24 protein-coding genes are annotated in these 24,675 nt (G+C 72.6%); 10 read left to right on the plus strand and 14 right to left on the minus strand.

The genetic code is table 11. The annotated features are described in order from the left end of the window. Nucleotides 1-19: 19 nt before the first annotated feature. Both BSL84_RS30555 and BSL84_RS30560 read right to left on the minus strand, forming a co-directional pair. Nucleotides 20-919 carry an inorganic polyphosphate kinase gene (locus BSL84_RS30555; RefSeq protein ID WP_030026747.1) on the minus strand — a complete coding sequence of 300 codons (900 nt, stop codon included), beginning with the start codon at nucleotides 917-919 and terminating at the stop codon, nucleotides 20-22. Next, nucleotides 916-1,929: an SPFH domain-containing protein gene (locus BSL84_RS30560; RefSeq protein WP_045321125.1), complete on the minus strand. Its 1,014-nt coding sequence runs from the start codon at nucleotides 1,927-1,929 to the stop codon at nucleotides 916-918. Before BSL84_RS30560 ends, BSL84_RS30555 begins: the two co-directional genes overlap by 4 nt. Nucleotides 1,930-2,260: 331 nt before the next feature. Between BSL84_RS30560 and BSL84_RS30565 the strand changes: the two genes are divergently transcribed. After that, nucleotides 2,261-2,659, plus strand: coding sequence for a cofilin family protein (locus BSL84_RS30565; RefSeq protein ID WP_030037322.1), 399 nt, complete (start codon nucleotides 2,261-2,263; stop codon nucleotides 2,657-2,659). Between the two features lie 305 nt (nucleotides 2,660-2,964). Further along, a complete protein-coding gene (locus tag BSL84_RS30570; protein ID WP_030037321.1) occupies nucleotides 2,965-3,378 on the plus strand; it encodes a CBS domain-containing protein in 414 nt (137 codons plus the stop codon). A 100-nt stretch (nucleotides 3,379-3,478) separates the two neighbouring features. Here the strand turns inward: BSL84_RS30570 and BSL84_RS30575 are convergent, their stop codons facing one another. From BSL84_RS30575 to BSL84_RS30590, 4 genes are all read right to left on the minus strand, one after another. Further along, nucleotides 3,479-4,003, minus strand: coding sequence for a hypothetical protein (locus tag BSL84_RS30575; RefSeq protein ID WP_045321118.1), 525 nt, complete (start codon nucleotides 4,001-4,003; stop codon nucleotides 3,479-3,481). A 204-nt stretch (nucleotides 4,004-4,207) separates the two neighbouring features. Beyond that, nucleotides 4,208-4,768, minus strand: coding sequence for a hemerythrin domain-containing protein (locus tag BSL84_RS30580; protein ID WP_045321117.1), 561 nt, complete (start codon nucleotides 4,766-4,768; stop codon nucleotides 4,208-4,210). Between the two features lie 144 nt (nucleotides 4,769-4,912). Further along, nucleotides 4,913-5,806 carry an SDR family oxidoreductase gene (locus BSL84_RS30585; RefSeq protein ID WP_045321116.1) on the minus strand — a complete coding sequence of 298 codons (894 nt, stop codon included), beginning with the start codon at nucleotides 5,804-5,806 and terminating at the stop codon, nucleotides 4,913-4,915. Nucleotides 5,807-6,018: 212 nt separating this feature from the next. Beyond that, nucleotides 6,019-6,495: a cupin domain-containing protein gene (locus BSL84_RS30590; RefSeq protein ID WP_030037314.1), complete on the minus strand. Its 477-nt coding sequence runs from the start codon at nucleotides 6,493-6,495 to the stop codon at nucleotides 6,019-6,021. A gap of 258 nt (nucleotides 6,496-6,753) precedes the next feature. On the opposite strand from BSL84_RS30590, the gene BSL84_RS30595 reads away from it, so the two are divergent. Both BSL84_RS30595 and BSL84_RS30600 read left to right on the plus strand, forming a co-directional pair. Further along, the gene (locus BSL84_RS30595; RefSeq protein ID WP_030037312.1) at nucleotides 6,754-7,029 is read left to right on the plus strand and encodes an isoamylase early set domain-containing protein; all 276 of its coding nucleotides are present in this window, start codon (nucleotides 6,754-6,756) and stop codon (nucleotides 7,027-7,029) included. Nucleotides 7,030-7,337: 308 nt separating this feature from the next. Further along, complete coding sequence (locus tag BSL84_RS30600) at nucleotides 7,338-9,470, plus strand: SpoIIE family protein phosphatase (protein ID WP_075971676.1); 2,133 nt, start codon at nucleotides 7,338-7,340, stop codon at nucleotides 9,468-9,470. 48 nt (nucleotides 9,471-9,518) lie between these two features. Here BSL84_RS30600 and BSL84_RS30605 read toward each other — a convergent pair whose 3' ends face one another. After that, nucleotides 9,519-10,004, minus strand: a complete 486-nt coding sequence (locus tag BSL84_RS30605; protein ID WP_030030855.1) for a hypothetical protein — start codon at nucleotides 10,002-10,004, stop codon at nucleotides 9,519-9,521. 216 nt (nucleotides 10,005-10,220) lie between these two features. Between BSL84_RS30605 and BSL84_RS30610 the strand changes: the two genes are divergently transcribed. After that, complete coding sequence (locus tag BSL84_RS30610; RefSeq protein WP_075971677.1) at nucleotides 10,221-11,342, plus strand: hypothetical protein; 1,122 nt, start codon at nucleotides 10,221-10,223, stop codon at nucleotides 11,340-11,342. 45 nt (nucleotides 11,343-11,387) lie between these two features. On the opposite strand, the gene BSL84_RS30615 is transcribed toward BSL84_RS30610, so the two are convergent. Together BSL84_RS30615 and BSL84_RS30620 are read right to left on the minus strand one after the other, a co-directional pair. Further along, on the minus strand, nucleotides 11,388-12,485 hold the full coding sequence (locus BSL84_RS30615; protein ID WP_079273356.1) for an SPFH domain-containing protein: 1,098 nt from the start codon (nucleotides 12,483-12,485) through the stop codon (nucleotides 11,388-11,390). A 3-nt stretch (nucleotides 12,486-12,488) separates the two neighbouring features. Further along, complete coding sequence (locus tag BSL84_RS30620) at nucleotides 12,489-12,920, minus strand: NfeD family protein (RefSeq protein WP_030032102.1); 432 nt, start codon at nucleotides 12,918-12,920, stop codon at nucleotides 12,489-12,491. Between the two features lie 285 nt (nucleotides 12,921-13,205). On the opposite strand from BSL84_RS30620, the gene BSL84_RS30625 reads away from it, so the two are divergent. Beyond that, complete coding sequence (locus BSL84_RS30625; RefSeq protein WP_075971678.1) at nucleotides 13,206-15,179, plus strand: copper resistance CopC/CopD family protein; 1,974 nt, start codon at nucleotides 13,206-13,208, stop codon at nucleotides 15,177-15,179. An 88-nt stretch (nucleotides 15,180-15,267) separates the two neighbouring features. Here BSL84_RS30625 and BSL84_RS30630 read toward each other — a convergent pair whose 3' ends face one another. Both BSL84_RS30630 and BSL84_RS30635 read right to left on the minus strand, forming a co-directional pair. Next, on the minus strand, nucleotides 15,268-16,077 hold the full coding sequence (locus tag BSL84_RS30630) for a DUF1775 domain-containing protein (protein ID WP_234363568.1): 810 nt from the start codon (nucleotides 16,075-16,077) through the stop codon (nucleotides 15,268-15,270). 152 nt (nucleotides 16,078-16,229) lie between these two features. After that, nucleotides 16,230-17,168: a glycoside hydrolase family 16 protein gene (locus BSL84_RS30635; RefSeq protein WP_159393593.1), complete on the minus strand. Its 939-nt coding sequence runs from the start codon at nucleotides 17,166-17,168 to the stop codon at nucleotides 16,230-16,232. A 363-nt stretch (nucleotides 17,169-17,531) separates the two neighbouring features. Here BSL84_RS30635 and BSL84_RS30640 point away from each other — a divergent pair, with 363 nt between their 5' ends. From BSL84_RS30640 to BSL84_RS30650, 3 genes are read left to right on the plus strand one after another with little or no spacing between them, the layout of a single operon-like run. Beyond that, the gene (locus BSL84_RS30640) at nucleotides 17,532-18,032 is read left to right on the plus strand and encodes a hypothetical protein (RefSeq protein WP_075971681.1); all 501 of its coding nucleotides are present in this window, start codon (nucleotides 17,532-17,534) and stop codon (nucleotides 18,030-18,032) included. Between the two features lie 30 nt (nucleotides 18,033-18,062). Then, entirely contained in the window at nucleotides 18,063-20,219 is a 2,157-nt protein-coding gene (locus BSL84_RS30645) for a bifunctional polysaccharide deacetylase/glycosyltransferase family 2 protein (RefSeq protein WP_030027967.1), read from the plus strand. Nucleotides 20,220-20,278: 59 nt separating this feature from the next. Further along, nucleotides 20,279-21,517 carry an acyltransferase family protein gene (locus tag BSL84_RS30650; protein WP_075972322.1) on the plus strand — a complete coding sequence of 413 codons (1,239 nt, stop codon included), beginning with the start codon at nucleotides 20,279-20,281 and terminating at the stop codon, nucleotides 21,515-21,517. Between the two features lie 33 nt (nucleotides 21,518-21,550). Here the strand turns inward: BSL84_RS30650 and BSL84_RS30655 are convergent, their stop codons facing one another. The 3 genes from BSL84_RS30655 to BSL84_RS30665 form a co-directional block, all read right to left on the minus strand. Continuing rightward, a complete protein-coding gene (locus BSL84_RS30655) occupies nucleotides 21,551-22,240 on the minus strand; it encodes an N-acetylmuramoyl-L-alanine amidase (protein ID WP_037661591.1) in 690 nt (229 codons plus the stop codon). Between the two features lie 199 nt (nucleotides 22,241-22,439). Further along, nucleotides 22,440-23,033 (minus strand): DM13 domain-containing protein, encoded by a 594-nt coding sequence (locus BSL84_RS30660; protein WP_045321110.1) that lies wholly within the window; start codon nucleotides 23,031-23,033, stop codon nucleotides 22,440-22,442. A gap of 115 nt (nucleotides 23,034-23,148) precedes the next feature. After that, a complete protein-coding gene (locus BSL84_RS30665; RefSeq protein ID WP_030027962.1) occupies nucleotides 23,149-24,099 on the minus strand; it encodes a 5'-nucleotidase in 951 nt (316 codons plus the stop codon). Between the two features lie 236 nt (nucleotides 24,100-24,335). Here BSL84_RS30665 and BSL84_RS30670 point away from each other — a divergent pair, with 236 nt between their 5' ends. Continuing rightward, complete coding sequence (locus tag BSL84_RS30670; RefSeq protein ID WP_234363570.1) at nucleotides 24,336-24,674, plus strand: hypothetical protein; 339 nt, start codon at nucleotides 24,336-24,338, stop codon at nucleotides 24,672-24,674. The last annotated feature ends 1 nt before the right edge of the window (nucleotide 24,675 follow it).

The raw sequence follows: 24,675 nt of genomic DNA on the forward strand, positions 1-24,675 counted from the left end.
GTACGGCCGGGCGGCCGGTTCACGCCACCAGGCGCAGGGACGTCTCCGCGATGCCCAGCCGGACGCTCTGGCCCCACGTCAGTTCCAGGGCGTCGGACTCCATTCCGTCTCCGAAGACCACGATGCGGTCGGATTCCACGGTCAGCCGCAGTCCTTGTCCGCGCCCGAGCTCACCGGTGACCCTCGTCGTGCCGGTGGCGGGTGAGGGCCAGGCTTCGCGGACGAACCACAGGAGCCGTTCCTCGCAGGGCGCGGGCAGTGCCGCGGTGCTGCCGCGCTCCAGCCAGAGGGAGCGCAGCCAGCCGGTGGCGCCCGTGCCGGTGCCCACCAGCACCCCGGAGGACGCCTGCGATTCGCCCTGGTCCCGCTCGCCGTCGGAACCCAGGCGGTAGCGGGCCGTCTGGTGGCCGGGCGGGCCCAGGTAGATCTCGTTCAGCGCGAGGAGGCGCTGGGCGTCGTCGGTGACGGCCTCGACCATGGTGAGTTCGTCCGTCCGGCCGCCGGTGGCGGTGGCGGCCCGCAGCAGGGCGGCCGTGTCGGTGCAGCGGTGGCGGACCAGGACCCCGGGGTTGCGTTCCGGGTCGGTGTCGACGCCCACCACCGGCTGGCCGTGGAGGTACTTCGCGGTGTTGGCGACCAGGCCGTCCTGGCCGACCACGACGATCACGTCCTCCGGGGCGAAGAGGAAGCGGTCGAGGTCGCCGCGTTCCACCCGGGAGCTGCGCCAGGTCAGCGGTACCGCCGCCGCCACCTCGCGCAGTGCCCGGCGGGTGCGGTCGTGGCGGCGGACCATCTCGTCGATCGAGCGGCCGCGGCTGGAGAGGAAGAACGCGGCCTGCCCGTGCGTGCCGTGCCGGGCGAGGAGTTCCTCGTACTCGGTCCTGCGGTGCACGATCACCGCGCGCGGGGCGAGGCTCACGCCGCCGTCCCGCCGTCCGGGCGGCCGAGCCTGGTGAGGAGCGAGGTGAGGACGTCGGGGGAGAGGGTGATGCTCTCGATCCGCGGCAGGTTCTCCGCCAGGCGGGTCGCGGCCAGGGCGTGCAGGGTGTCCGGGTGCGTTTCACCGTGCACGCGCAGCCAGGCGGCCTGGGCCTCGGCGCGTGCCGCTCCGGTCTCGCGCGCCGCCTCGGCCTCCGCCCGGGCGATGCGGACCTTGCGGGCGGCTTCGGCCTCGGTCCGCACGCCGTCCGCGGCCGCCTGCTCCTCGGCTTCGCGGCGGGCGTTGATGCCGCGCTGGTCGACCAGCTGTTCCTCGCGCCGGGCCAGTTCGATCCGGCTGGCCAGTTCGTTCTCGGCGATGGCGCGTTCACGCTCGACGGCGACGGCCCTGCGTTCGTAGGTGGACCGGTCCGCTTCCTGCTGGATCAGCTCCCGGGCGGGCGTGCGCAGGGCGCGTTCCACCTCGGCCTCGGGACGGATCGCGACGACCCGTACGGCCACCACCTCGATGCCGGTGGCCGGGAGCCGCGGTTCGGCGGCGAGGCCCTCGTCGACGCGTCGGCGTACGGAGGCGACACCGTCGACCAGGGCGTCGGCCAGCGGGATGCGGGCCAGTACGTCCAGGGTGTGCTGCTGTGCGGTCTCGGTGAGGAGGGTGGCGATCTGCTCCAGGGGCGCGCCGCGCCAGCTTCCGGTGTCCGGGTCGACGGAGAAGTCGAGCCGCTCGGCGGCCTGCGCCGGATCGATGATCCGGTAGGTGACGGTGGCCTGCACGGTGACGTCCTGGAAGTCGGCCGTACGGGCGTGGAAGGCCATGGCCAGTTCCCGGTCGTCCACGGGCACTTCGGACAGTGCCGCCGACAGGGACCGGTACCAGAAGCTGAGGCCCCGTCCGTCGTGGACGAGCCGGCCCCGCTTGTGGTGGCGGATGTGCGCGGTGGGCGCGGAGCGCAGGTGGCGCCAGCCCAGGCGCCGGGTGATGTCGGCCATGCCGAGCCCCCTTCTCTATTTCGTCAAAGCGACGATAACGAGGGTCCCTCATATCGTCAAGGTGACGAAAAAAATGGGCGCCCAGGAACGCAGCCCAGCGTGCGCCCGCCCTCCTCCGAGCCGCCACCGTGATCGAACGAACCGCCACCTGACCACCGGAGGAACGCCGCGCCAGGGGCCCGCGGCCTGCTGTTTACGCCCGGTTCCGCGCGGACAGACGCCCTTCAGCAGCCGTGCAGCAGGCACGACCCCGATCGCCGTCGTACCCCCATCGGTGACACGACGCTTGCCACCTGATGCCCAGGTCGAGGCCGGCACCGAGGTGAGCACCGTGAGCAGACCAACCGGCATGTCGGAACGCTCCGTGGCCGCCCTGCGGCATCTGAGGGAGAAGCGGGCGATCAACACGGTGACGCTGCGGCGCGCGGAAACAGCCGACCTGGTTCCCGAGGTCGAGGGCAACCTGACCCATGAGGAGCTGGTGCAGGCCCTGCCGGCGGACGAGCCGCGGCTGGTCGTGCACGAGCTGTCCTTCGCCAGCCCGGAAGGCACCCGCAAGCACGCGCAACTCCTCATCTTCTGGATGCCTTCGGCCGCCGGCGAGCAGGAGGAGACGTACACGGCCGGGTTCACGGCCCTGAAGGAGTACCTCTCCGACGTGCACATCCACCTCACCGCCCGGCGCGCGGCCCACCTCGCGTACGGGCGGCTGGTGGCCCTGGCCGGCTGAGCCCGTCCCAAGGCGTGTTGCGAAAGTGGCGGCGTCCGCCCGCAGGGCGGTGCTCGCGGTGTCCGGTGAGGTGCCTCGCGAGGCGGAGGGTCGCTCCCGTACCGGTCGTACGCGGGCGATCCCGACAACGCGGCGAGGTGCCGTGCCAGGCGCCGCGAGCCAGACGGACTTTCGCAAGACGCCGTAGGGCGTGTCGTCCTCCTGGCAACGCCGACGGCCTGCTTGAAGAGTCCGGCAGAGGGCAGGCGCCCCGGTGACAGGCCGCCGGGACGGCCCGGGGCCGACCGACTCTCGGGAGGAACACCATGACGACCGCACGCGAGATCATGACGCCCGACGCCACCTGTATCGGTGCCGACGACAGCATCCTGGACGCGGCGAAGAAGATGACCGACCTCGGCGTGGGCGCACTGCCGATCTGCGGCAGCGATCAACTCCTCAAGGGCATGCTCACCGACCGTGACATCGTCGTCAAGGTCCTCGGTGTCGGCAAGGACCCCTCCACCTGCAAGGCCGGCGAGTTCGCCCAGGGCGAGGCGGTCACCATCGGCGCCGACGACGATGCCGCCGAGATCCTGCGGACCATGGCCGAGCACAAGGTGCGCCGGCTGCCCGTGATCGACGGCCACACCCTGGTCGGTGTCGTCGCCCAGGCCGACGTGGCGCGCTCCCTGCCCGACCCGCAGGTCGGTGAACTCCTCGAAGCCCTCTCCAACTGACGCGAGTCGTTCCCGCTCAGGCGGGCGAACCGAGGCCCGGCCCGGCGCAACGGCTGCGCCGGGCCGGGCCCGCTCAGGACACCCCCAAGGGGGACAGCCCCTAGCCCAAAGCGGCGCTCTCGTTGTCCGGCTGGTCCAGCAGGTCCAGCAGCGGGCTCCGGTGGAGCGCCGCGACCGGTTCGAGCAGGTCGGGATGGCGCAGCAGGGGCGCGGCATCGTGTTCGCGGTCGCCGGGGCTGGTGAGGCGGGTGACCTCGCCGGCCTCGCCCCGCCCGACGCGGTGGTGGGCGGCGGTGGCGGTGGCGGGGTCCGCGAGGAGGCAGGCGGCCCAGCTGACGACGGTCTCGTCCACCCAGGTCCGCCAGCCGGCATCGGCTTCGGTTTCGGCTCCGCCGCCGTGATCGGAGCCCGTGACCCAGTCCAGCCGGGCGCTCCCGCCCGGGCCGAGGAGATGCAGCAGCTGGGCGTCGAGCGGCGTCGGATACCGCAAAGCGGCGGCCAGGGTGACGGCCTGCAGGGCCTGCGCCTCGGCCAGGGCCCGGCTGAAGGCACCCGGGCCGGGCGGGAAGGCGGTCAGCAGCCAGCGCGTGCCGGCGGCTATGACGGGGGCGAGATCGGCGGACACGGCGGCTTCCTCGGGGGCGGGCTCGCCCTGGCCCGTACGGGGCCCGCGAGCTGCGGCGCGAAGCTGCGCCGCTCCGCTCGTGGGCGACCAGGCTAGCCGCAATCCGCGGCCGGGCGGCATGACACACGTCACCGTCGCTCCGGCCGGGGCGGGCGGGTCCGGACCCGTTGCCTTGCCCGGGGCCCGCCCGCCCCGGGGCGGACGTCAGGACTTGCCGCGGCCCGTCACGAAGTCACGTACCCGGTCCACGAGACCGGCACCCGGTGCGAGGAGCTTGCTGGCCGTGGGGGTGCTCGGCGCCGCGGGGTGCGGCCGGGTGGGCGCCATGGCCTTGGCGCGGCGGATCTTGTCACCGAGGTCGTCGAGCTGCTGCGGGGTACAGGCTCGCTGCAGCATCGGGAAGAGATTGCTCTCCTCGTCCTGGAGGTGCGCGGCGACCTCGTCCATCAGCTGCTGCAGGAGCGGGCTGATCTGCGCGTCGTCGGTGCTCGTCTTCTCAAGCTGCTTGAGGATCTTCTCGACGCGGGTGTGGTCCTCGATCTCCTTGTCCGCCATCCGGTCGCCGCCGGGGACGTGCTCGCGTACCGCCGGGTAGAGGTACTGCTCCTCGGCGACCGAGTGCCGCACCAGCTCGATGGTGATCTCGTCGACGAGATCACGCAGTGCCTGCCCGCCGCCGGTCATGGCCTGGACGCGGCTGAACATCTCCTCCACCTCCCGGTGGTCGGCCATCAGCTCGTCGATCACGTTTCCGCCGTGTCCCATGTCGTCTCCGTACGTCTTCGGGGGTGGGGCCGCTCCGGCCCGATCCGATCGGTTCCCCGCCGGCCCCCGGGGCGCCCGGGCGTCCGTGGCGTCTCACCCGCCCGGGCGACGGGGCCGACGTCAGCCGCGGAGCCTGCTCGGGCCTTACGGCAGCGGTGTTCCGCCGGTGGCGTTGACGATCTCGCCGGTGATGTACGAAGCCTGGTCGGAGGCGAGGAAGACGTACGCGGGTGCCATTTCCGCCGGCTGCGCGGGCCGGCCCAGCGGTGACTGCTCGCCGAACTTGGTCGGGTCGGGCATCGTCGCCGGGATCAGCGGGGTCCACACCGGCCCGGGGGCGACGGCGTTGGCGCGGATGCCGCGCTCGGCGAGCATCTGGGCGAGGCTGTGGGTGAAGGAGATGATCGCGGATTTGGTCATCGCGTAGTCGAGGAGGTGCGGGCTGGGCTGGTAGCCCTGCACCGAGGCGGTGTTGATCACGGAGGCGCCGCGCGGCATGTGCGCGAGGGCGGCCTTGGTGAGCCAGAACATCCCGTACAGGTTCGTTTTCATCACCCGGTCGAACTGCTCGGTGGTGATCGCCTCGATCCCGTCCGGCTGGGCCATCTGGTAGGCGGCGTTGTTGACGAGCAGGTCGATACCGCCCAGCTCACCCACCGTCCTGTCGACGAGGGCGGTGCACTCGCCCTCGTCCCGGATGTCGCAGGCGACGGCCACCGCTGTGCGGTCGGCCTTCCGGATCAGACGGGCCGTCTCCTCGGCCTCCGCGGCTTCCTCGGGCAGGTGGGTGAAGACGACGTCGGCTCCCTCCCGGGCGAAGGCCAGGCAGACGGCGCGGCCGATCCCGGAGTCCCCTCCGGTGACCAGCGCCCTACGGCCGTCCAGCAGGCCATGCCCCTGATAGGTGTCCTCGCCGTGATCCGGGCGGGGATCCATGGCCTCGGTCGATCCGGGATGGTCCTGATCCTGCTCGGGAAACGGCGGACGGGGGTGCAGCCCCACAGGATCGGTGAGGCGGGCCTGGTCGCGGGAGGGCATCGGGGTCTCCTCGGGGTACGGCCGGAGCGGGTGTCGGGCGGAGGGCGAAGAGCGAAGGGCGCCGAGCGGCGGATACGGGGCGGTCCGTGATCCGGCTACCCGGATCATCTGCGCATATCCCCCCGCCTCTGCGGTACGGCGAATCCCGGGGTCCGGCCGCGCGGACCCGGCACCCACCTGCGCCCCCTAGCGTCGGGGGCGGCCGCCGCTGGTCACGCGTGCTCGTCCGAGGGCTGCTCGGCCGGCTGGACCGACCAGCTCGCCGGCTCGTCACCGCCCGAGTCCTCGTCGCGCTCCGCGTCGGCGGCCGTCGCGTGGATCCTGCCCGGTGCGTGATGGGCGGGCGCGTACACGGCGTAGAGCTGCAGGGGCTCGTCGCCGATGTTGGTGACGTTGTGCCAGGTGCCGGCGGGTACCAGGACCGCCCAGCCGTCCTCGACCACCTGGTCGAAGTCGAGCCGGTCCTTCGCGCGGCCCATCTGGACGCGGCCCCGGCCTGCGTCGAGGCGTAGGAACTGGTCGGTCTCCGGGTGCGCCTCCAGGCCGATGTCCTCACCCACCGGGATCGACATGAGGGTCAACTGCAGATACCTCCCGGACCAGGCCACGGCCCGGTAGTCCGGGTTCGCGAGGGTCGCCTTCTCAAGGTCGAAACTCTGCGGTTCCGGCCCGATGTCCTTGATGGTCACACTTCTCTCCCGCGAGTCTGCGTCGGTGTACACCAAGGCGCGCACGGGTGTCGGTCACCGGCCCCTGGCGCTGGTGCGGACGACCCCGAGTCCTACCGGCCAGGATGGCATCCGGCATGACGTTTCGCGCCATTTGCGGCACCTGGCGTGGTGGGCGAGTGACACCTGCACGCGGGCGGCCCGGTCGGCGTGCGGGGCGTGCGCGCACCGCCCACGATGGGCGACGCACCCATCCGCCTCCGCCCCTCAGGAGCACCCATGCTGGAGCGCACGCTGCGCAAGGACCACACCGAGGTCACCTTCGTCCTTCCCGTCGACAACCCGCCGGGGCCGGTCAGCGTGGTGGGCGACTTCAACGGCTGGCAGCCCGGCGTGCACATGCTCAAGGCCCGCAAGGACGGCAAGCGCGCCGTCACGGTCGAGCTGCCCAGCGAGACGACCCATTCCTTCCGCTACCTGGCCGCCGGGGACTACTGGTTCAACGACGAGAGCGCCGGCGATCAGGACGGCCGCAACAGCCGCCTCCACACCTGAGCCCGAGCCCGAGCCCGAGCCCGAGCCCGAGCCCGAGTCCGGGCGTGCCTCCGCCCCGCAGACCCGGCACGACGCTCCCGGTCACAGCTGCCGACCGCGCGTCCGGCCCGGCCGCGCCGTCACCGCACGGCGGGCATATGGTTGCCCTATGAGTGACGGCCGGTACGACTGGTGCGGCGCTCGAAGAGCGGAGCACGGGCGGGCAGCCGGCCGGCCGTGCCGCCGGGCGCCCCGGCGGCAGTGGGCCCGCAGCCGCCCCATGGGCCCGCGAACCGCCCCGACCCCTGCCGGCGGGTGGTGCTGAGGGCATGCGGCCGGCCGCGTCCGCCAGTGAAGCCGCCCGGCAGCTCGACGCCGCCGTCGCCGAAACGGTCCGGGCCACCGGAGCTTCCGTGGCACTCGTCTACCTCCTTCCGCCGGGTGAGCGGGTCCTGCACCTGGCGGTCGTCTCGGGAGCCCCGAGGCACATCACCGCTCCGTGGGCGCGGATCGACCTCGGCGCGCCCATCCCGGTGGCGGACGCCGTACGGGAACGGCGCCTGGTCTGGCTGGGCGGCCGGGAGGACGTCGCGCGACGCTATCCCAGGCTCGGCCTCGTGCTTCCCTACGACTTCATGCTCGCCGCGGCCCCGATCACCGACGGCACCGACGCCCCGGGCGGCCTCGTGCTGCTCTGGCCCGTCCTCCGCCCGCCCGACCTGAGCCCCGCCGAACGCGAGGCGATCGACGCCTTCGGCCGTACAGCGTGCGGGCTGCTGCGGCAGGCCGGCGACAACGGCCACCTCCTGCTGCCGGCGGACCCGCCCCGTGTGCTGCCCCCGCCCGCCTCCCGAGTCCCCGAACCGGACGAGGCACTGGCCGCGGCCGGCTTCGCCGAACGCCTGCCCCTGGGCTGCTGCGCCATGAACCTCGACGGCCGCATCACGTTCATCAACTCCGCCGCCGCCGACCTCGTGGGCGCCGGCGTCGCGGCCCTTCGCGGGGCCCGGCCCTGGGAGGTGCTCCCGTGGATGCGCGAGCCCGTGTTCGAGGACCAGTACCGGGCGGCGGTGGTCAGCCGCCAGCCCGCGTCCTTCACCGCCCTGCGCCCGCCGGACAGGTGGCTGACGTTCCGGCTCCACCCCGACGACTCCGGCATCAGCGTCCACATCACCCCCGCCGCAGGCCCGGAAGGGCACCACCCACGACGCGATCCGGTACCCGCCGCGGAGCCGGCCGGGGTGACGGCGCTCTACCACCTGATGCACCTCGCGGCCGCCCTGACCGAAGCCGCCGGAGTCCAGGAGGTCGTCGATCTCGTCGCCGACCAGATCGTGCCCGCCTTCGGCCCCCAGGCCCTGGCCGTACTGACAGCCGAGGACGGCAGGCTCCGCCACCTCGGTCACCGCGGACACGCCGCCGACCTGACGGACCGGCTCGACGGCCTTCCACTGACCGCCCACACCCCGACCGCGCGGGTCGTGAGCACCGGCAGGGCCGGCTTCTTCCCCACCTTCGCCGAGCTGCAACGCGAGTACCCCGCCGCGGTCCACCTCGACGACATGGCCTCCTGGGCCTTCCTGCCCCTGATCGCCTCCGACCGCGTCGTCGGCTCCCTCGTGCTCGCCTACGCCCGTCTCAACCCCTTCCCACCCGCCGAACGCGCCGTGCTGAGCTCACTGGCGGGCCTCGTCGCCCAGGCACTGGACCGCGCCCGCCTGTACGACACGAAACACGACCTGGCCCACACCCTGCAGTCGGTCCTTCTGCCGCACACCCTGCCCCGCGTCGAAGGCATCGACGTGGCCGTGCGCTACCTGCCCGCCGGCCGCGGCATGGACATCGGCGGAGACTTCTACGACCTCATCCGCCACGACGACACCACGGTGACCGTCGCGATCGGCGACGTCCAAGGCCACAGCATCACCGCCGCCGCCCTCATGGGACAGGTCCGCACCGCCGTCCACGCCCACGCCACCGTCGGCACGCCCCCCAGCGAAGTACTCGCGCGCACCAACCGCCTCCTGGTCGACCTCGACCCCGGGCTGTTCACCAGCTGCCTGATCGCCCAGATCGACCTCGTACGGCACCGCGCGCGCCTCGCCAACGCCGGACACCCCCCGCCCATCCTGTGCCACCCCGACGGACGCACCGAAATCCTCGACGTGCCACCGGGTCTGCTGCTCGGCATCGACGCCGACGCCGACTGTCCGACCACCGAGATCCAGCTGAGTCCCGGCAGCATGCTCGCCCTCTACACCGACGGACTCGTCGAAGTACCCGGCAGGGACATCGAGGACACCACAGCCGAACTGGCCCGCCAACTCAGCCGCCGCCTCGCCGGCGCCGAAGGCAGCACGATGAACGACGTGGCCGACGCCCTCATCGCGTACGCCACCGGATCCGCGCCCCGCCACGACGACATCGCCCTCCTCCTCGTCCAGGCTTCCCCCGAAGGGTGAGGACGGGGTGACGACGGAGACGCCGGCGGTCGGCGGCGCTCGCCAGGGTCACGCCAGGTCGGCCCGGCCCAGCCACGCGGGCTTCACCGGTATGCCGTCCTCGTCGCGGTCCACCTCGACGTCCACGTCCACGGCCACCTCAACGTCCACGTCCACGGCCACCTCCACGTCTGCGTCTGCGGCCACGGTGGCGGAGGCCGGGGCCGCCGGCTCCTGCCGGGCCGGAGCCACCTCGCCGTCCGCTTCCGACGGCGCGGGGCGGTCGGTGTCGTCCATGAGCTCGGCGACGGCGAAGCGCGTCGCGTGGGACTGCCACGCGCCGTCGATCACCAGCAGGAATCCGTCACCGCTACGGAAGAGACGGCGGCGCCTGGGGCTCCTGGGATGCTCCGGACTGTACGCCCGCGCCCGCCTCTCCAACTCCGCCAGAGCCGCCTCCCGCGAACCCTCCACGTGTGCCACCACGTAGGCCTCGGTGTGCTTGCGCTCTCCGAAACCCACCGTGGTCTCCAGAATGAGTCCCCACGTCGTCATGCCTGTTTCTTCCCCTTCGCAACGAGCCGTGCCTGGGCAGGTGAAACGACAGCCCGTCTCCCCCTGCGCGTGGTCGCGGCACACCGCACCGTACGTGCTAACGGAAGGCCGCTGCGCAGGGGCGCCGACCCGGTGCGCGCCTGCACCGGTGAGAATGATGTTCAAACAGGCACCGGCGTGAAGTGCCTTACGGGTCAGCGGGGGAGCGGAGGAACGGTGGAGAACTGGGCGCGGAGGCACCGCAGGTGGCTGTGGGCGTCGGTGTGCGCGCTGGCCGTGGTGACCGTCGTCGGGTTCGCGGTCCGGGCACCGGTGAAGGACTGGTGGCTGGCGCGCGAGGCGTGCGGGGGCGTGCTGCCCGGCGCTGATCTGGAGGCGGTGCGGTCGGGTGTCCGGCTCGGGGCGGAGGAGGAGTCCTTCGACGAGGAACGGGGCCGCTACCGGTGCGTGTTGGAGAGCGACAGGGGCCAGGTCGTCGTCGCCGTGGACACCTACCTGGGAGGCGCCGACCGGGACCGCCAGATGCGGTCCATCGGCAGTTCGAGTCCGCCGTACGCGGTCCTCCCGGGTGGGCTCCCCGGCTTCGAGGACGCCAACAGCCTCGTCTACCTCATGCCCGAATGCCCCGGCCGCGCCAAGGAGCCCTACGGGAAGCACCACCGGCTCCTGGTGGGTAGCTGGACGTACTTCGCCCACAGTCCCGCGGAGAAGGCGGCCATGCTGCGGCTGGCGGTGCGGATGACGAACGAGATGACCAAGAAGCTCGGCTGCGGCGGTGAACCGCTGCCCGCGCCCGACGAGGGCGCGGTACCGGACCGGGGCATGTACGTGCCCCGTGCGCAGGCGAAGGGCACCGCGTGCAACGCCCTGGCCGCCGCGCGCGTCCCGGAAGAGGGGGCGGACGGGCAGGTGCGGGTCGCCGTCGCCGACGGCGGGGTCGTCGGACGCTGCACCCTCTACGGCGCGGGGACCGCAAGCGCGGAGCGGGGCAGGCCGCTCGTCGAACTCACCAGCTGGCGTGGCGAATGGGCCGGCGACATGAGGGAGATGGGATCGGGTCCCGCCCCGCTGCCCTTGGGCCCCGGCGCGTCCCGCAAGCCCGCCCTCAGCGAGCACCGGGCGTGGGCGGTCGCCGAATGCGGCGGCGAAAACGTCGGGTTCGCGGCTCACTGGGCAGAGGACTACCACCACCGGGCGGGGCCGGACAGGTCCGGGCCTGCGACGGAGGCCGAGCGTCAGGAACAGCGGGTGCTGCTGGCCGAGTACGTGACGGCGTTCGCCAAGGACCAGGTGGAGCGCGGGAACTGCAAGGGATTGCAGGTGCCGCCGACAGCGTGACGCGCGCGGCGGCGCAGGTGTGCTCCCGCCATCGCCGGAATGCGGTCAGCGAGACCCGGGCGCCTCCCAGGACCCGGGGTCCGGCGTCGCATCGGTGCCGCGCTCCGCGGACTCGCCCCGCGCCGCGAGCGCGCCGGTGGCCTCGCTGTCGGCTTCCGCCGCGTCGGCGAGGGCCTCGGCGGCGGCCTCCGCCGCTTTCGCCGCGTCGTTCGCGGCCTGCACGGCCAGGTCGTCGGAGGACGCCTCGCGGGTGGCCGCGGACTGGGGGAGGGCCTGGCTGAAGGCACGTGTGACGTTCTGGAGGGCGGAGGTGACCTCGCCGGGTATCACCCAGAACGTGTTGCCCGGCCCCTGGGCCAGCTGGGGCAGCATCTGGAGGTACTGGTAGGCCAGCAGCTTGGGGTCGGGGTCGTTGCGGTGCACGGCCTGGAAGACCTCGTCGATGGCCCGTGACTGGCCCTCGGCCCGCAGGATCTCCGCCGTCCTGTTGCCTTCGGCGCGCAGGACGGCGGACTGCTTGTCGCCCTCCGCGGTGAGGATCTGCGACTGGCGCTGTCCCTCGGCCCCGAGAATGGCGGCCCGCTTGTCACGCTCCGCCCGCATCTGCTTCTCCATCGCGTCCTTGATGGACTGCGGCGGGTCGATCGCCTTGATCTCCACCCGGTTGACCCTGAGCCCCCACTTGCCGGTGGCCTCGTCGAGCACACCGCGGAGCTGGTTGTTGATGGTGTCGCGCGAGGTCAGTGTCTTCTCCAGGTCCATGGATCCGACGACGTTGCGCAGGGTGGTGACGGTCAGCTGCTCCACCGCCTGCAGGAAGTTGGCGATCTCGTAGGCCGCCGCGCGCGGGTCGGTGACCTGGAAGTACAGGACGGTGTCGATCTCGACGACCAGGTTGTCCTCCGTGATGACCGGCTGCGGTTTGAAGGAGACGACCTGCTCGCGCAGGTCGATCACCGGATGGACGCGGTCGATGTACGGGATGACGACGTTGAGCCCCGGCTTGAGGGTGCGGTGGTAGCGGCCCAGCCGTTCGACGTTGCGCGCGCGGGCCTGCGGAACGATGCGTACCGCCCGAACGACCGTGAACACTGCCAGCGCCGCCACGAGCAGGCCGACGATGAGGAACGCGGACACTTCCATGGATCACTCCCGCGGGTAGACCAGCGCTGTGGTGCCCTTGATCTCGATGACGTCGACGGTCGCGCCGGGAGGGATCACCTGCGTCTCGTCGTAGGCGCGCGCCGTCCACTCCTCACCGCCGATGCGGACCCTGCCCCCCAGCTTCGACACCTCCGACGTCACATAGGCGGCCGCGCCGACCAGCGCGTCGACGCCGAACCGCTCCTCGGTCCGCGGGGTCAGGCGGCGCAGGGCCACAGGGCGTACGAAGACCAGGCCCACCGTCGCGGCGACCGCGAACACCAGGAACTGCAGTGGCAGGGGCAGGCCAACGGCAGCGAACGCGGCGGTGACCAGCGCCGCGCCGCCCAGCAGCCCGAGCGCCGCGGTGAGGGTGGCGATCTCCGCCGCCCCCAGGACCAGAGCGGTGATCAGCCAGACCAGCCACGGCTCCATCTCCCAGCCCTCCCTCCCGCCCTCCCGGCGAATGCGACCACGCGCAGAAATTCTCCCTTTTACATCCCTTTACCCGTTTTGTTCGCCGGGAAGCACTCGGCGCCCTGTCCGCCCCCGGCGCTCTTTAGCGGAAACTGCGCAACAAACGCCGGGGGCGGTCCGGCGCGGCTATCGTCCACATCTCCGTGCGCGCACCGCCCGTCCGCGTGGACTCCGCCGCTGCCCCTGCGGCGGCCGAGCGCCGGGCAGGCGGGGCCGCTGAAGCAACTCGGAGGCTGCCTGCCCATGCGCCCAGTACCGCGTCCCGCCCGGATCTCGCTGACCGTACTGGCGCTGCTCGCCGCCGTCTGCGCCCTGCTCGTCGCGGGGGCGGGCTCGGCCTTCGCGCACGCGAGCCTCAGCGGCTCGGACCCCGCCGAGGGCAGCATCGTGAAGGAGGCGCCGCAGCACGTCACGCTCACCTTCACCGAGTCGGTGACCTTCTCCGAGGACTCGCTGAGAGTGCTGTCGCCGGAGAACCAGCGGGTCAACCCCGCCCCGGCGCAGCACGTGGACGGCAAGGGCAACACCGCCCGGGTGCGGTTGTCGGACAAGCTGTCCGAAGGCACGTACACGGTGGCATGGCGGGTGGTCTCCGCCGACGGCCACCCCATCTCCGGCGCGTTCGTCTTCTCCGTCGGCAAGCCCTCCGAGACGGCCGTCGTGGTGCCGGACGGCTCCCTGGACGACTCGGCGGTCGGCCGCCTGTACGGGTTCTTCCGCTACCTCGCCTACGGCGGGCTCGCCCTCCTCGTCGGCGCCGCCGCGTTCGTCGCCGTGTGCCTGCCCGGTGCCGGCGAGGTCCGGCCGGTACGAAGGCTGCTCGCGGGGGGATGGGCGGTACTGGCGGTGGCCACCCTGGCGCTGCTGTTGCTGCGCGGCCCGTACGAGACGGCCGGCCGCCTGACCTCGGTCCTCGACCTGTCCCAGCTCGGCCGAACCGTCGTCGGACGGTCCGGGACGGCCCTGGTCGTCCGGCTCGTGCTGCTCGCCGCGGCCGCTGTCCTGCTGCGGTGGTGCGCCGTGCGGGCGCGCGGCCGCGACGGCGCCGACGGCGCGGCCGGGCCGCAGGACCTCGGCAGGGGTGTCCGCTGGACCGGGGTGGCGCTCGCCGCGGGACTGGCCTCCACCTGGGCCGCCGCCGAGCACGCCTCCGCCGGCATCCAGGTGCCGCTGGCCATGCCCGTCGCCGTACTGCACCTGCTGGCCATGGGGGTCTGGCTGGGTGGCCTGATCACCCTGGGGGCCTTCCTGCGAAGCGACCGGTCTGCAGGGAGCCCGGTCTCGGCGCACGCGGTCGGCCGCTTCACCACGCTGGCCTTCGCCGCCGTCGCCGTGCTGGTCGGCACCGGGGTGTACCAGTCCTGGCGGCAGGTGGGGTCCTGGGCGGCGCTCACCAGCACGTCGTACGGAAAGACCCTGCTCGTGAAGGTCGCCGTCGTGATCGTCGTCCTGTTGGCGGCGTCGTTCTCTCGCCGCTGGACCGCCCGCCTCGTTCACGACGGCGCCGCCGCCCGGGACGCCGAGACGCCCGAGGCGCTGACGGTGCCACGGCCCGAGAGGGTGAAGGCGGCCGTCGGGGCACCGGCCGCCCACGCGGCGGGCGATGCGGGCGGCGCGGCCGGACCCCCGCCGCCCGGGGCCGACGCGCGACAGCACGGCGAGCGGGACGGTGAGCAGGATGGCGAGCGCCACGGCGAGGGGCACGTCGAGCAGCGCCGACTGCGCCGTATGGTCGCCGTCGAGGCGGTGCTCGGCGTCGTGGTCCTGGCGTTGTCCACCCTGCTCACCGGCACCCAGCCCAGCCGTGCCGCGGGCGAGAGCGCGGCGGCAGCGGCAGCGGCGGCGCAGGAGCCGCAGGCCAAGGTGGCGACCGTGCCCTTCGACATGGGAACGGCGGGCCACCAGGGCACCGTACAGGTCACCCTGGCACCGGGCCGCGTCGGGGAGAACACCGTCGAGGCCGTGGTGTTCACCGCCGACGGCGGTATCGCCACCGTTCCCGAACTGCGCCTGACCCTCACCCAGGAGGCCCTGGGAATCGGCCCGATCGACGCCCAACTCAAGAACCAGAAGGGGTTCTGGGCCGCCTACGACCTGCAACTGCCCATGCCCGGCGAGTGGACCCTTGACATCACGGTGCGTACGACCGAGATCGACCAGGTGACGGTACGCGGCAAGGTCGACATCGCGCCGCTGACGAGGCGGCCCGCGGCGTAGGCCACCCGAGGACCGGTACCGTCGACGGGACAGCGCCGGGGCGGGTGTTCGGGGCACGCGTCCCGAACACCCGCCCCGGCTCCCGGTGTCAGGACGGCCGGCCGCGGCGCGCCCACCAGACGGCGCCCGCACCGCCGAGCGCGACGACGGCCGCGACCACGGCCGCGAAGACGCCGGTGCCGCCACCCGATTCCGCCGCGTTCGCCTGCCGCACGTCCGGGGTCGGCCGCGGCGCCGACGCGGCCGGGGACGACGGCTGGGCGGCCGGAGCACTCGGAGCGCTGGACGCCACCTCCGGGGCAGACGGGCTCGCGGCCAACGGCTTCGCGCCGGGCGCCGCCGGCTGCAGCTTCAGCAGCGGGGCCGGGTTGTCCACCTTCCGGCCGTCCGTCGGCACTTCGATCCACCGCGAGACCGTGCCGTCGCCGTACGACTCCAGCGTCTTGAAGGCCAGGGACTGCGCGTCGGGCAGTTGGCGCACCCTGATGCTGTACTCGGCGTCGGTACCGGTCGCCAGCGCCGCACCCCCGACGTTGTACCCGTCGGGGGTGGCGGTCAGGTTCCAGCCCTCGGGCGCCTCCACGAGGGCCACGGCGTCGGGAGCGATGCCCTGGGGGAGGACGACGCGCAGCCCGGTGATGCCCGCGGTGTCCGACTCGGCCTCGGAGGTGAAGGACAGAGTGACGTTCTCGGCGAGGGCGCGCGGGTCGGAGGCGGAGACCCCGGCGTGGGCGGCCGCCGGGCCGGCCGCGATGCCCAGCAGCAGCACCGAGCCGACCGCGGCGAGCCCGAGGCGGCGCAGCGGGAGCTGACGGAGCGGGACAACGTCGTACGCGAGGTGGTGGCGCGAGGCGTGCATCGTGGCGGAACCCTCTCTGGGCAGGGGAGCTGCGGACACGAGCGCGTCCCCGCACGGGCGTCCTTCGAACCCGGCCCATCATCGCCCGACGACGCCCGCCGTGATCCGCAACTGTCAGGGGAGGAGCAGTTTTTCCGGACCGGGCGTCCGCGTCCGGCCCGGGTGAACTCCTGTGCCCTGCCCTGCCGTGCTCAGGCCTTCGGCACGGTGTTGACGTAGTCGGTTCCCGCGCTGTAGAAGCCGTCCACCGTCTTCTGGACATCCGCCGGGGAGACGGCCTCGTCCGCCTTGTAGTAGACCCAGTTGACCTTCATCTCCCAGGTGCGGGGACCGCCGGCGGCGGGAGTGTCGATGAACCAGTTGCTGAAGTGGACGTCCATCTTCTCGCGCGGGACGTACTTGCCGGAGCTGCTGAACACCTCCTTGCCGTCAAGGGAGTAGCTCACCTTTCCGTCCATGGCGGTGATCATCAGGGTGTGCCACCCCTCAAGGCGCTGCTTGAGCGTGTGGTTGACCCGGTCCGGCGGATCGGCCTTGTACCAGCTGACGTTGTCGAGTCGCGGACCCGCCGTCCCCCAGCCGCCGTTCGGCAGGTACTCGAAGTCGAGCTCGCTGTATTCGGCCGAGTCGTCCGAGGGGGATATCGGGAAGAAGGTCTGGACGACGTGGTCGCCGTTGCGGCCGCTCGTGGGCCTGTCGCTGAAGTGGACCCGAGCGGCATAGGTTCCCGTGAAGAGGTTCTTGCCGGTGCCCTGCACCTCGACCTGCCTGGTGCCCTGCATGGTGCCGTCGGTGGAGGACTGCAGCCGCAGCACCCGGCCGCCCTGTGCGGTCGCGTCGGAGGGGAAGCCGGCGCCGTCGGCGGACCAGCTGTCCTTGATCCCCGGGCCGCCCCCGCCGGTACGCACCTCCCAGCCGTGGGCCGCGAGCGCGGGGTCGTCCGGGCCGCTGTAGTGGAAGCTGTCGAACAGGGTTCCCGGCGGACCGGACGGGCTCGGCGAGACGCTGGGGGCAGGCGCGGCGGCGTCCTCGCCGGGCCCGCCGGAACACGCGGCGAGCACGCACAGGACGGCGGGCAGCGTGAGCGCGGTCCACACGCGGCGACGAGGGGTGCGGCGGGGCTGGCTCACACGGGCTCCTTGGGGCGTAGAGGCGGTACCTGGACACGCCCTCTGCATGGGGGATCGTCCGCCGGGCGTACCGGCGAGGCGTCATCCTAAGACGCGTTCCGGCCTCCCCGGTGACCCACCGGTGGCCGTCGGACGGCCCCCGGACGGCCCCCGCAGGCGGCCCGTGCACGCCCTGGCCGGTACCCGGCAGCGGGCGGGCAGCCGCTACTAAGCGGTATGACAAATTCCGTTTCGATCTGGTCACGACCCTCGAACAGATCGGGCGATATACCGATATCGACCCCAACTCGCCCTCAGCTGGTGCACTAGCGTTCGCCCTGCGATCCCGCGGTCTACGTACCCTGCAATGAAAGGCCTCGCAAGGTGCGCCCAGCCACGACGTCCGTCCAGCGCGGATCGGTACCCCCGGCAGAGCCCGGCACGACCGAGTCCGGCTTCGAGGACCCCCTCCCCGCACCGGTCTTCGTCGACCAGTCGGGGCTGCGCGGCCGGCTGCTGCGCGGTGTCGGCTGGCCGGTCTCCGTGATCGGCGCGATCCTCGCGGTCGCCATGGGCAGCAGCCTGATCGGCGTACAGGCGGACGCCCCGGCGATGGGGATACCCGCCCAGCCCTCCCGCCCGCCCGTGCCGTCGCCCTCGCCGGCCCAGGCGTCCCCGCAGGCCCCGGCGTCCTCACCACGGGCGGTCGCGCGGTCCGCCGCTCCCGGTAGGAAGGCAACCCCGGCCGCCAAGTCCTCGGGCACCCCGCCGAGAACCGCGACCGCCCCGACGAGGACGGCCGGCACCGCGCCGAAACCCGCGAACACCGCGAACACCGCGCAGCGCGGGGCGAAGCCCTCGGACCGGCCGGCCAAGCAACCCTGATCACCCGCACCACCCTCACCAGGAGCGTCATTGTCCCGCCACCAGCGCCGCCGGCAGTCCCCGCTGAGGCCGCGCCGACTGGCCGCGCCGCCCCTGCGCTTCTTCATGCCGCTGTCCCTGCTCGCCTGTCTGCTCGCCCTGCTCGTCCTGCGCGGCCTCGCCACCAACGAGGCGTTCCACGACTCCCGGATCGCGATCTCGGTCGACAAGGGAACCGTGCCGGCCAACCTGCTCAAGGGCGGTCCGATCATCGACGCACGGGGTGCCAGGAACGAGCACCCGGTGAGCTATCACGTCCCCGACCGCACCGCGGTCCTGAGCTTCGACGACGGCCCCTCGCCGGAGTGGACTCCGAAGATCCTCAAGGTGCTCGCGTCCCGGAACGTCCGGGCGGACTTCTTCGTCACCGGCGCCATGACCACCCGCCACCCGGAGCTGATCCGGCAGATCGTCGCGGGCGGCCACGAACTCGGCGTGCACACCTTCACCCACCCCGACCTGGTGTACCAGTCCCACGCCCGCACCAGCTGGGAGCTGGCGCAGACGCAGCTGGCGCTGGCCGGGGTGGCCGGCGTCCACAGCGCGCTGTTCCGCCCGCCGTACTCCTCCGACGCCACCGCGATGGACGACTGGAACTACCCGGTCATCAAGTACGTGGGGGCGCGCGGCTACCTCACCGCGTTCATCGACCGCGACACCGACGACTGGCGGCGCCCCGGCGTGGACCGGATCGTCAAGGCGGCGATGCCGGCCAAACCCGGTGCGGGCGCGCTCATCCTGCTGCACGACGCGGGCGGCGACCGTACCCAGACCGTCGCCGCGCTCGAACAGATCATCGACCGGCTGCAGGCGCAGGGCTACCGCTTCACCACCATCTCCGACGCGCTCGGCGCCTCCAGCGCGACCGTGCCGGTGCACGGGTTCCAGCTGTGGGCGGGCAAGGGGTTCATCTGGGCCACCCAGGCCGCCGTGCTCACCCTGCCGGTGCTGGTCGGGCTGCTGGCTCTCGTCGGCTTCCTCAACTTCGGGCGGTTCGCGCTGATGCTCGTCCTCGCGCCGATCCACGCCCGCCGCTCCAAACGGCGGGACGCCTGGGGCGCGCCCGTCACCGAGCCGGTCACCGTCCTCGTACCGGCCTACAACGAACGCGAGTGCATAGCCAACACCCTCCACTCACTCGCCGCCAGTGACCATCCCATCGAGGTCATCGTCATCGACGACGGCTCCACGGACGGCACCGCGGACATCGTGGAGGAGCTGGCCCTCCCGTACGTCCGGCTGATCCGCCAGGCCAACGGCGGCAAGTCCAGCGCGCTCAACACCGGCATCGCGGCCGCCTCGTACGACATCGTCGTGATGATGGACGGGGACACCGTCTTCGAGCCGTCCACCGTCCGCGAACTGGTCCAGCCGTTCGGCGATCCGGCGATCGGCGCGGTCGCCGGCAACGCCAAGGTCGGCAACCGCGAGAGCCTGATCGGGGCCTGGCAGCACATCGAGTACGTCCTCGGCCACAACCTGGACCGCCGGATGTACGACATGCTGGGCGTCATCCCGACCATCCCCGGCGCCGTCGGCGCCTTCCGCAAGGAAGCCCTGCGGCGGGTCGGCGGAATGAGCGACGACACCCTCGCCGAGGACACCGACATCACCATCGCGGTGCTCTGCGACGGCTGGCGGATCGTCTACGCCGAACACGCGCGCGCCTGGACCGAGGCACCCGCCAGCCTCCAGCAGCTCTGGTCCCAGCGGTACCGCTGGAGCTACGGCAGCATGCAGGCGATGTGGAAGCACCGCGGCGCCGTGACCTCCCGCGGCCCGGCCGGGCGCTTCGGCCGCCTCGGACTGCCGCTCGTCGTGCTCTTCGGCGTGGTCGCCCCGCTGCTGGCGCCGCTGGTCGACCTGTTCCTGCTGTACGGCGTGCTGTTCGGGGACGCCCCGATCACCCTCACCAGCTGGGGCGGCTTCATCCTGCTCCAGGCCGGGCTGTCCTGGTACGCCTTCCGGCTCGACGGGGAGAAGCCCTGGCACCTGATCAGCCTGCCGATCCAGCAGCTGGTCTACCGGCAGCTGATGTACATCGTCCTGCTGCAGTCCGCGATCACGGCGATGACCGGTGGCCGGCTGCGCTGGCAGAAACTGAGGCGCACCGGCGAGGTCGCCGCGCCGGTGGAGGCCCGACGGTGACCGCATCCTTCGACCTGGGGCGCACCCGGGACACCGTGCAGCTGCGCGTTCCGGCCGCACTGCGAGCCGAACCGTCGCGGGCGCCCGAGTGGGGCCCGGAGCCGGAGCCGCAGACGCAGGCGCCGCACGGGCAGGAACCGGCACCTGCCGCACGCAAGGCCGGCCGGGACCGCTACTTCGACCTGCTGCGCGCGCTGGCGCTGGGCCGCGTGGTGCTTTACCACAACTTCGGCTGGTTCTGGCTGCCGCTCGTCTTCCCGTCGATGGGCGTGATGTTCGCCCTGGCCGGGTCTCTGATGGCCCGCTCGCTCAGCCGTCCCGCCCTCGGTGTGATCCGCGGCCGACTGCGCCGGCTGCTGCCGCCGGTGTGGCTGTTCGGCGCCATCCTGGTCGCCCTCCAGATACTCGACGGCTGGGGCCCGCAGTCCGACGGCCACCCCACGTGGTGGTGGTCCAAGCTGGCCTTCTGGATCCTGCCGCTGAGCACCCCGCCGTACGGGGAGGGGCTGGCCGGCTTCCAGCACGTCGAGGCGACCTGGGCCCTGCAGATCACCGTCCCGCTCTGGTACCTCCGCGCGTACCTCTGGTACGTCCTGCTCACGCCGCTGCTGCTGCGGGCACTGCGACGCCTTCCGGTGGTGACGCTGTCGGCCCCGCTCGCGATGGTGATCGTCATGAACACGGTCTTCGCGGACCAGGAGTTCGTCTACAGCAGGGTCTGGGAGAACGCCAACGACTTCGCCACCTTCGGCGCCTGCTGGATCCTCGGCATGGCCCACCAGGAGGGGCTGCTCAGGAAGATCCCGCAGTACGTGCTGCCGTCCGTCGCGCCGCTGATCATGGTGGCGGGCTTCTGGTACCTGCAGACCCGCCCGGTCGACCCGACCGTGGCGACCGACATCGAGGCCTGGCCGATCGCCCAGGCCCTGTGGTCCTTCGGCTTCGTCGCCATCCTGCTCCACGTCAGCCCGTCCTGGGAGCGGTGGCCCAGGCCGCTGGAGCGCTGGAACGGCCTGGTCGGCCTGCTCAACGCACGAGCCGTCAGCTTCTACCTCTGGCACCAGGTCGCGCTGGTGGCGGCCGTGCCGCTGATCGACCCGCTCTGGAGCGTCCCCTTCTTCTACGACAACCTCAGGTGGCTGCTGGCCAGCCAGTGGTTCACCCTCCTGGTGGCGATCCCGCTGCTCGCGCTGCTGGTCCTGGCCTTCGGCTGGGTCGAGGACGTGGCGGCCAAACGCCCGCCCCGCCTCTTCCCCTACCCCCGCCGCCCCCGCGGCAGACGCCGCGCCACCGCCTGACCGGCGGCCCGCACACCGGCGAAGGCGTCCGGCCTACCGGGGGTACCTCGTGCGGGCCGCTGTGAGGATCTCGCCCGTCTGGGCGGAGCGGAGGGGGCCCGGGCAGGAGTGGCCGCCCCAGGCCCGGCCGCCCATGCGGTGGACGCCCAGCCCACGGCCGAGGGGAGTCGTGGCGGGCTCCAGCGGCCAGCCGTGCTGGGCCATGCCCCAGGCGTAGATCCGGGCGACGGAGTCCACCTGCTGTGCGGTGAGCGGCCGGTTCGCGAAACCGGAGGTCTCCACCGAGAGCCACGACGGGTTGCCGGTGCCCTGCGCCCAGGCCCGGTCGTGCGCGGAGACGTACTGCTCGATCTCGCCGGACTGCGAGACCCAGAAGTGCGCGGAGGACTGCACGGAGGGGTCGCTGAAGTGGGAGTGGAGGGAGTTCTCGCCCTCCTGCACGTGCAGGACCAGGCCGCGCATCTCACGGAGCCCGCCGGGGGTGAAGTTCACCGAAAGGGGCTTGCGGGTGGCGTCCGGCATCCACGCCTGTCGCCCGGGCTCGGGAGGCGCCGCTGCGGGTGGCTCCGCCCTGCCCTCGTCCTGCGGTTCGGCGAGGCGGACGGGCGAGGGGTCCTCGCCCCGGTCCACTACGCCGAAGGCGGTGGCGACGAGTCCGCTGCTGATGCAGACCATCGCGGTACGGCGGGACAGGGGCCGGGGCTTCGGTTTGCGGTGGGTCACGCGAGCGGCGCCCTGGCTGCGGCTCGTCGGGAACGGAGCATCGGAGGGTCCCCCTGCTGGACTGGCGTTCTCCAGCGGAATGCTTCCCGACCATTAGTGTCGGAATGGGACCGGATGATGACCGTTTCGTGACGGCCGAGCGGGCGCGGGCCCGTCGCGGGTCAGGATCAGGCGGAGTCAGGCCGCGGTCAGGCCGCGGTCAGGCCGCGGTCAGGGCCGCCGCGCCGAAGGAGACGTCGAAGCGGTCGCACCAGATGGTGACGCTGGTGTAGTCGGCCGGCTTCACGTCGGCCGGGATCTCGTAGTTCTGGTCGCCCTTGTTGCCCTTGAGCTTGCCCAGGCTCACGTACTTCCCGTCGTCGAAGACGCGCCAGCCGGCGACGCCCTCCTTCACCGGCGCATCGGTCAGCCAGACACGCAGGTCCGGGCCGTTGCTGGTGTCGAGTCCTTCCAGCCGGAGGGTGTGGGACCCGTCGGGCAGGCGGATCAGCTTCGCCGTGCCGGTGGTGGCGTGCTCGTGGCTGATCAGGCTGCCCTGCGCGAGGACCTGCGGGCCCGACGCGCCGGCGGCGGCGCCAGAGGAGCCCGACGTGCCCGAAGCGTTCGCCGAGCCCGCGGGGTCCGGGGATCCCGTGGGGCGCTGGGGCGCGGCCGCCGTCGGCAGTGCCTCGCGGACGGTCTCGTCCTGCCACAGCTTCCACGGCTGGAACCAGTACGAGCCGACGCCCAGTACCACCGCAGCCGCGACCAGCGCTCCGGCCCACACCCGGCCGCGCCGCTTCACATCCACCACTTGCCTGCCCCACTTCGTCCACCGGTCCGCTCACCGGACCGCTCACGCCATTCAACGCGGCGGCCGGCCCTGATGCCATGCCCGGGCCGATGACGAAGTCCTTACGTCGAACCGGTCACCCGGGCCCCGGCCCCGGAGGGGTGTTGACGACGCCGAACGGTACGTGGACGCTCGGGGTGGCGGGGGCGGTGCCGTTCAGGTGGGAGACCTGGTCGTCGAAGAAGATGTGCGGATCGAGGACGCTCATCACAGCCGCCTTGTCGATGCCGCCGAGGAAGAACGCGTCGTTGACCCGCAGCCCCCACCGCTTGAGGCTCCTGACGGCGCGTTCGTGCGCGGGCGCGTCCCGGGCGGTGACCAGGGACACCCGCAGCCGCAGCCGGTAGCCGGGGTCCGCGCGGCGTCTCTCCTCCTCGCGGCGCTGGATGCGGTTGATCCCGGCGAGGAACTCGCTCAGGGGGCCCGGGTCGTGCGGGGTCGTGGCGTTGAGGACCTCGTGCGCGCGGAAGCCGTCGATGCCGGCGTCCTGGAAGATCCGCTCGGAGGCGTCGCCCGCCAGCACGCCGTCGAAGTCGAAGGCGATACGGAGTTCCTGGTCGCCCTCGTCGTCGACCCGGGCCGTCTGCAGCACATGCCCCGCGGGCAGTCCGTCGGCCACCGCCTGGCGCACGTCGCTCCCGTCCGCCGACAGGAACAGGGACATGTTCAGGGCCCGCATGAACCGGTGTGCCGACCGGCCCTGGCGGAAGACGGCCCGGCTGATGGGCAGGCCGTGCGCGGCGATGGAGCGCATGACCCGCAGACCGCTGTCCGGGTCGTTGCGGGAGAGGATGATGACCTCGACCAGCGGGTCGGACGGGTCCGGGGCGAGGTCGTTCAACGACAGCAGGCGCCGGACGAAGGGGAAGGCCACACCCTTGGCCAGGACGTCGTCCGCGTGGGCCTCCTGGTGGGCCCGGTAGGCGTCCTCGCCCTGCTCCCGGAACACCGCGTCGCAGTCGGCCAGGTCGAACAGGGCGCTGGAGGCGATCCCGATCACCAGGCGGTCGGACAGGTCGTACCTCATGGCGCCCTCCTGCCGGCACACGAGCGACATCAGGATGATCATCACCCGTTCGTACCCACCGAAAATACATGCCGTCCGCGTGGCCCCACCGGCCGCCGGCTCGTGAGGGGGCGCTGCCCGCCGTACGGTGGTCAAGGCGACCGGGATCGGCACGCACGGCCATGACGCCGCGTCGGCTCTCAGGCGTGTCCGCGCCTCCGGTCGGGTGACCGCACAGCGAGAGCAGGTGCATCCCCTTGCGCACGACACCCCGTACCACCCACCGCACAGCAACGCGCCACCGCACAGGCACGCGCCCCCGCTCAGGCACGCGCACGTCGACCCGCGTCGCCGGTGTCCTCACCGGCCTGGCCCTCGCCCTGGGCGGCGGCGCGGCCTTCGCCGCCCCCGCGGACGTGACCGCCTGCGTCGACCAGGTCGAACGCGAACTCCAGGGCGGCGAGGCCCCGGACTCCGTCCGCATGGCCTGCTACGTCGGCCTCACCGGCGACGTCGAGCAGTGCGTGTCGGGCCTCACCGCGAGCGGCGTCACGAACGGCACCGCGGTCGGCGCCTGCCGGGTGGCCCCGCAGTAGT

Origin of the sequence: Streptomyces sp. TN58, from assembly GCF_001941845.1 — a bacterium.
GTDB lineage: Bacteria > Actinomycetota > Actinomycetes > Streptomycetales > Streptomycetaceae > Streptomyces.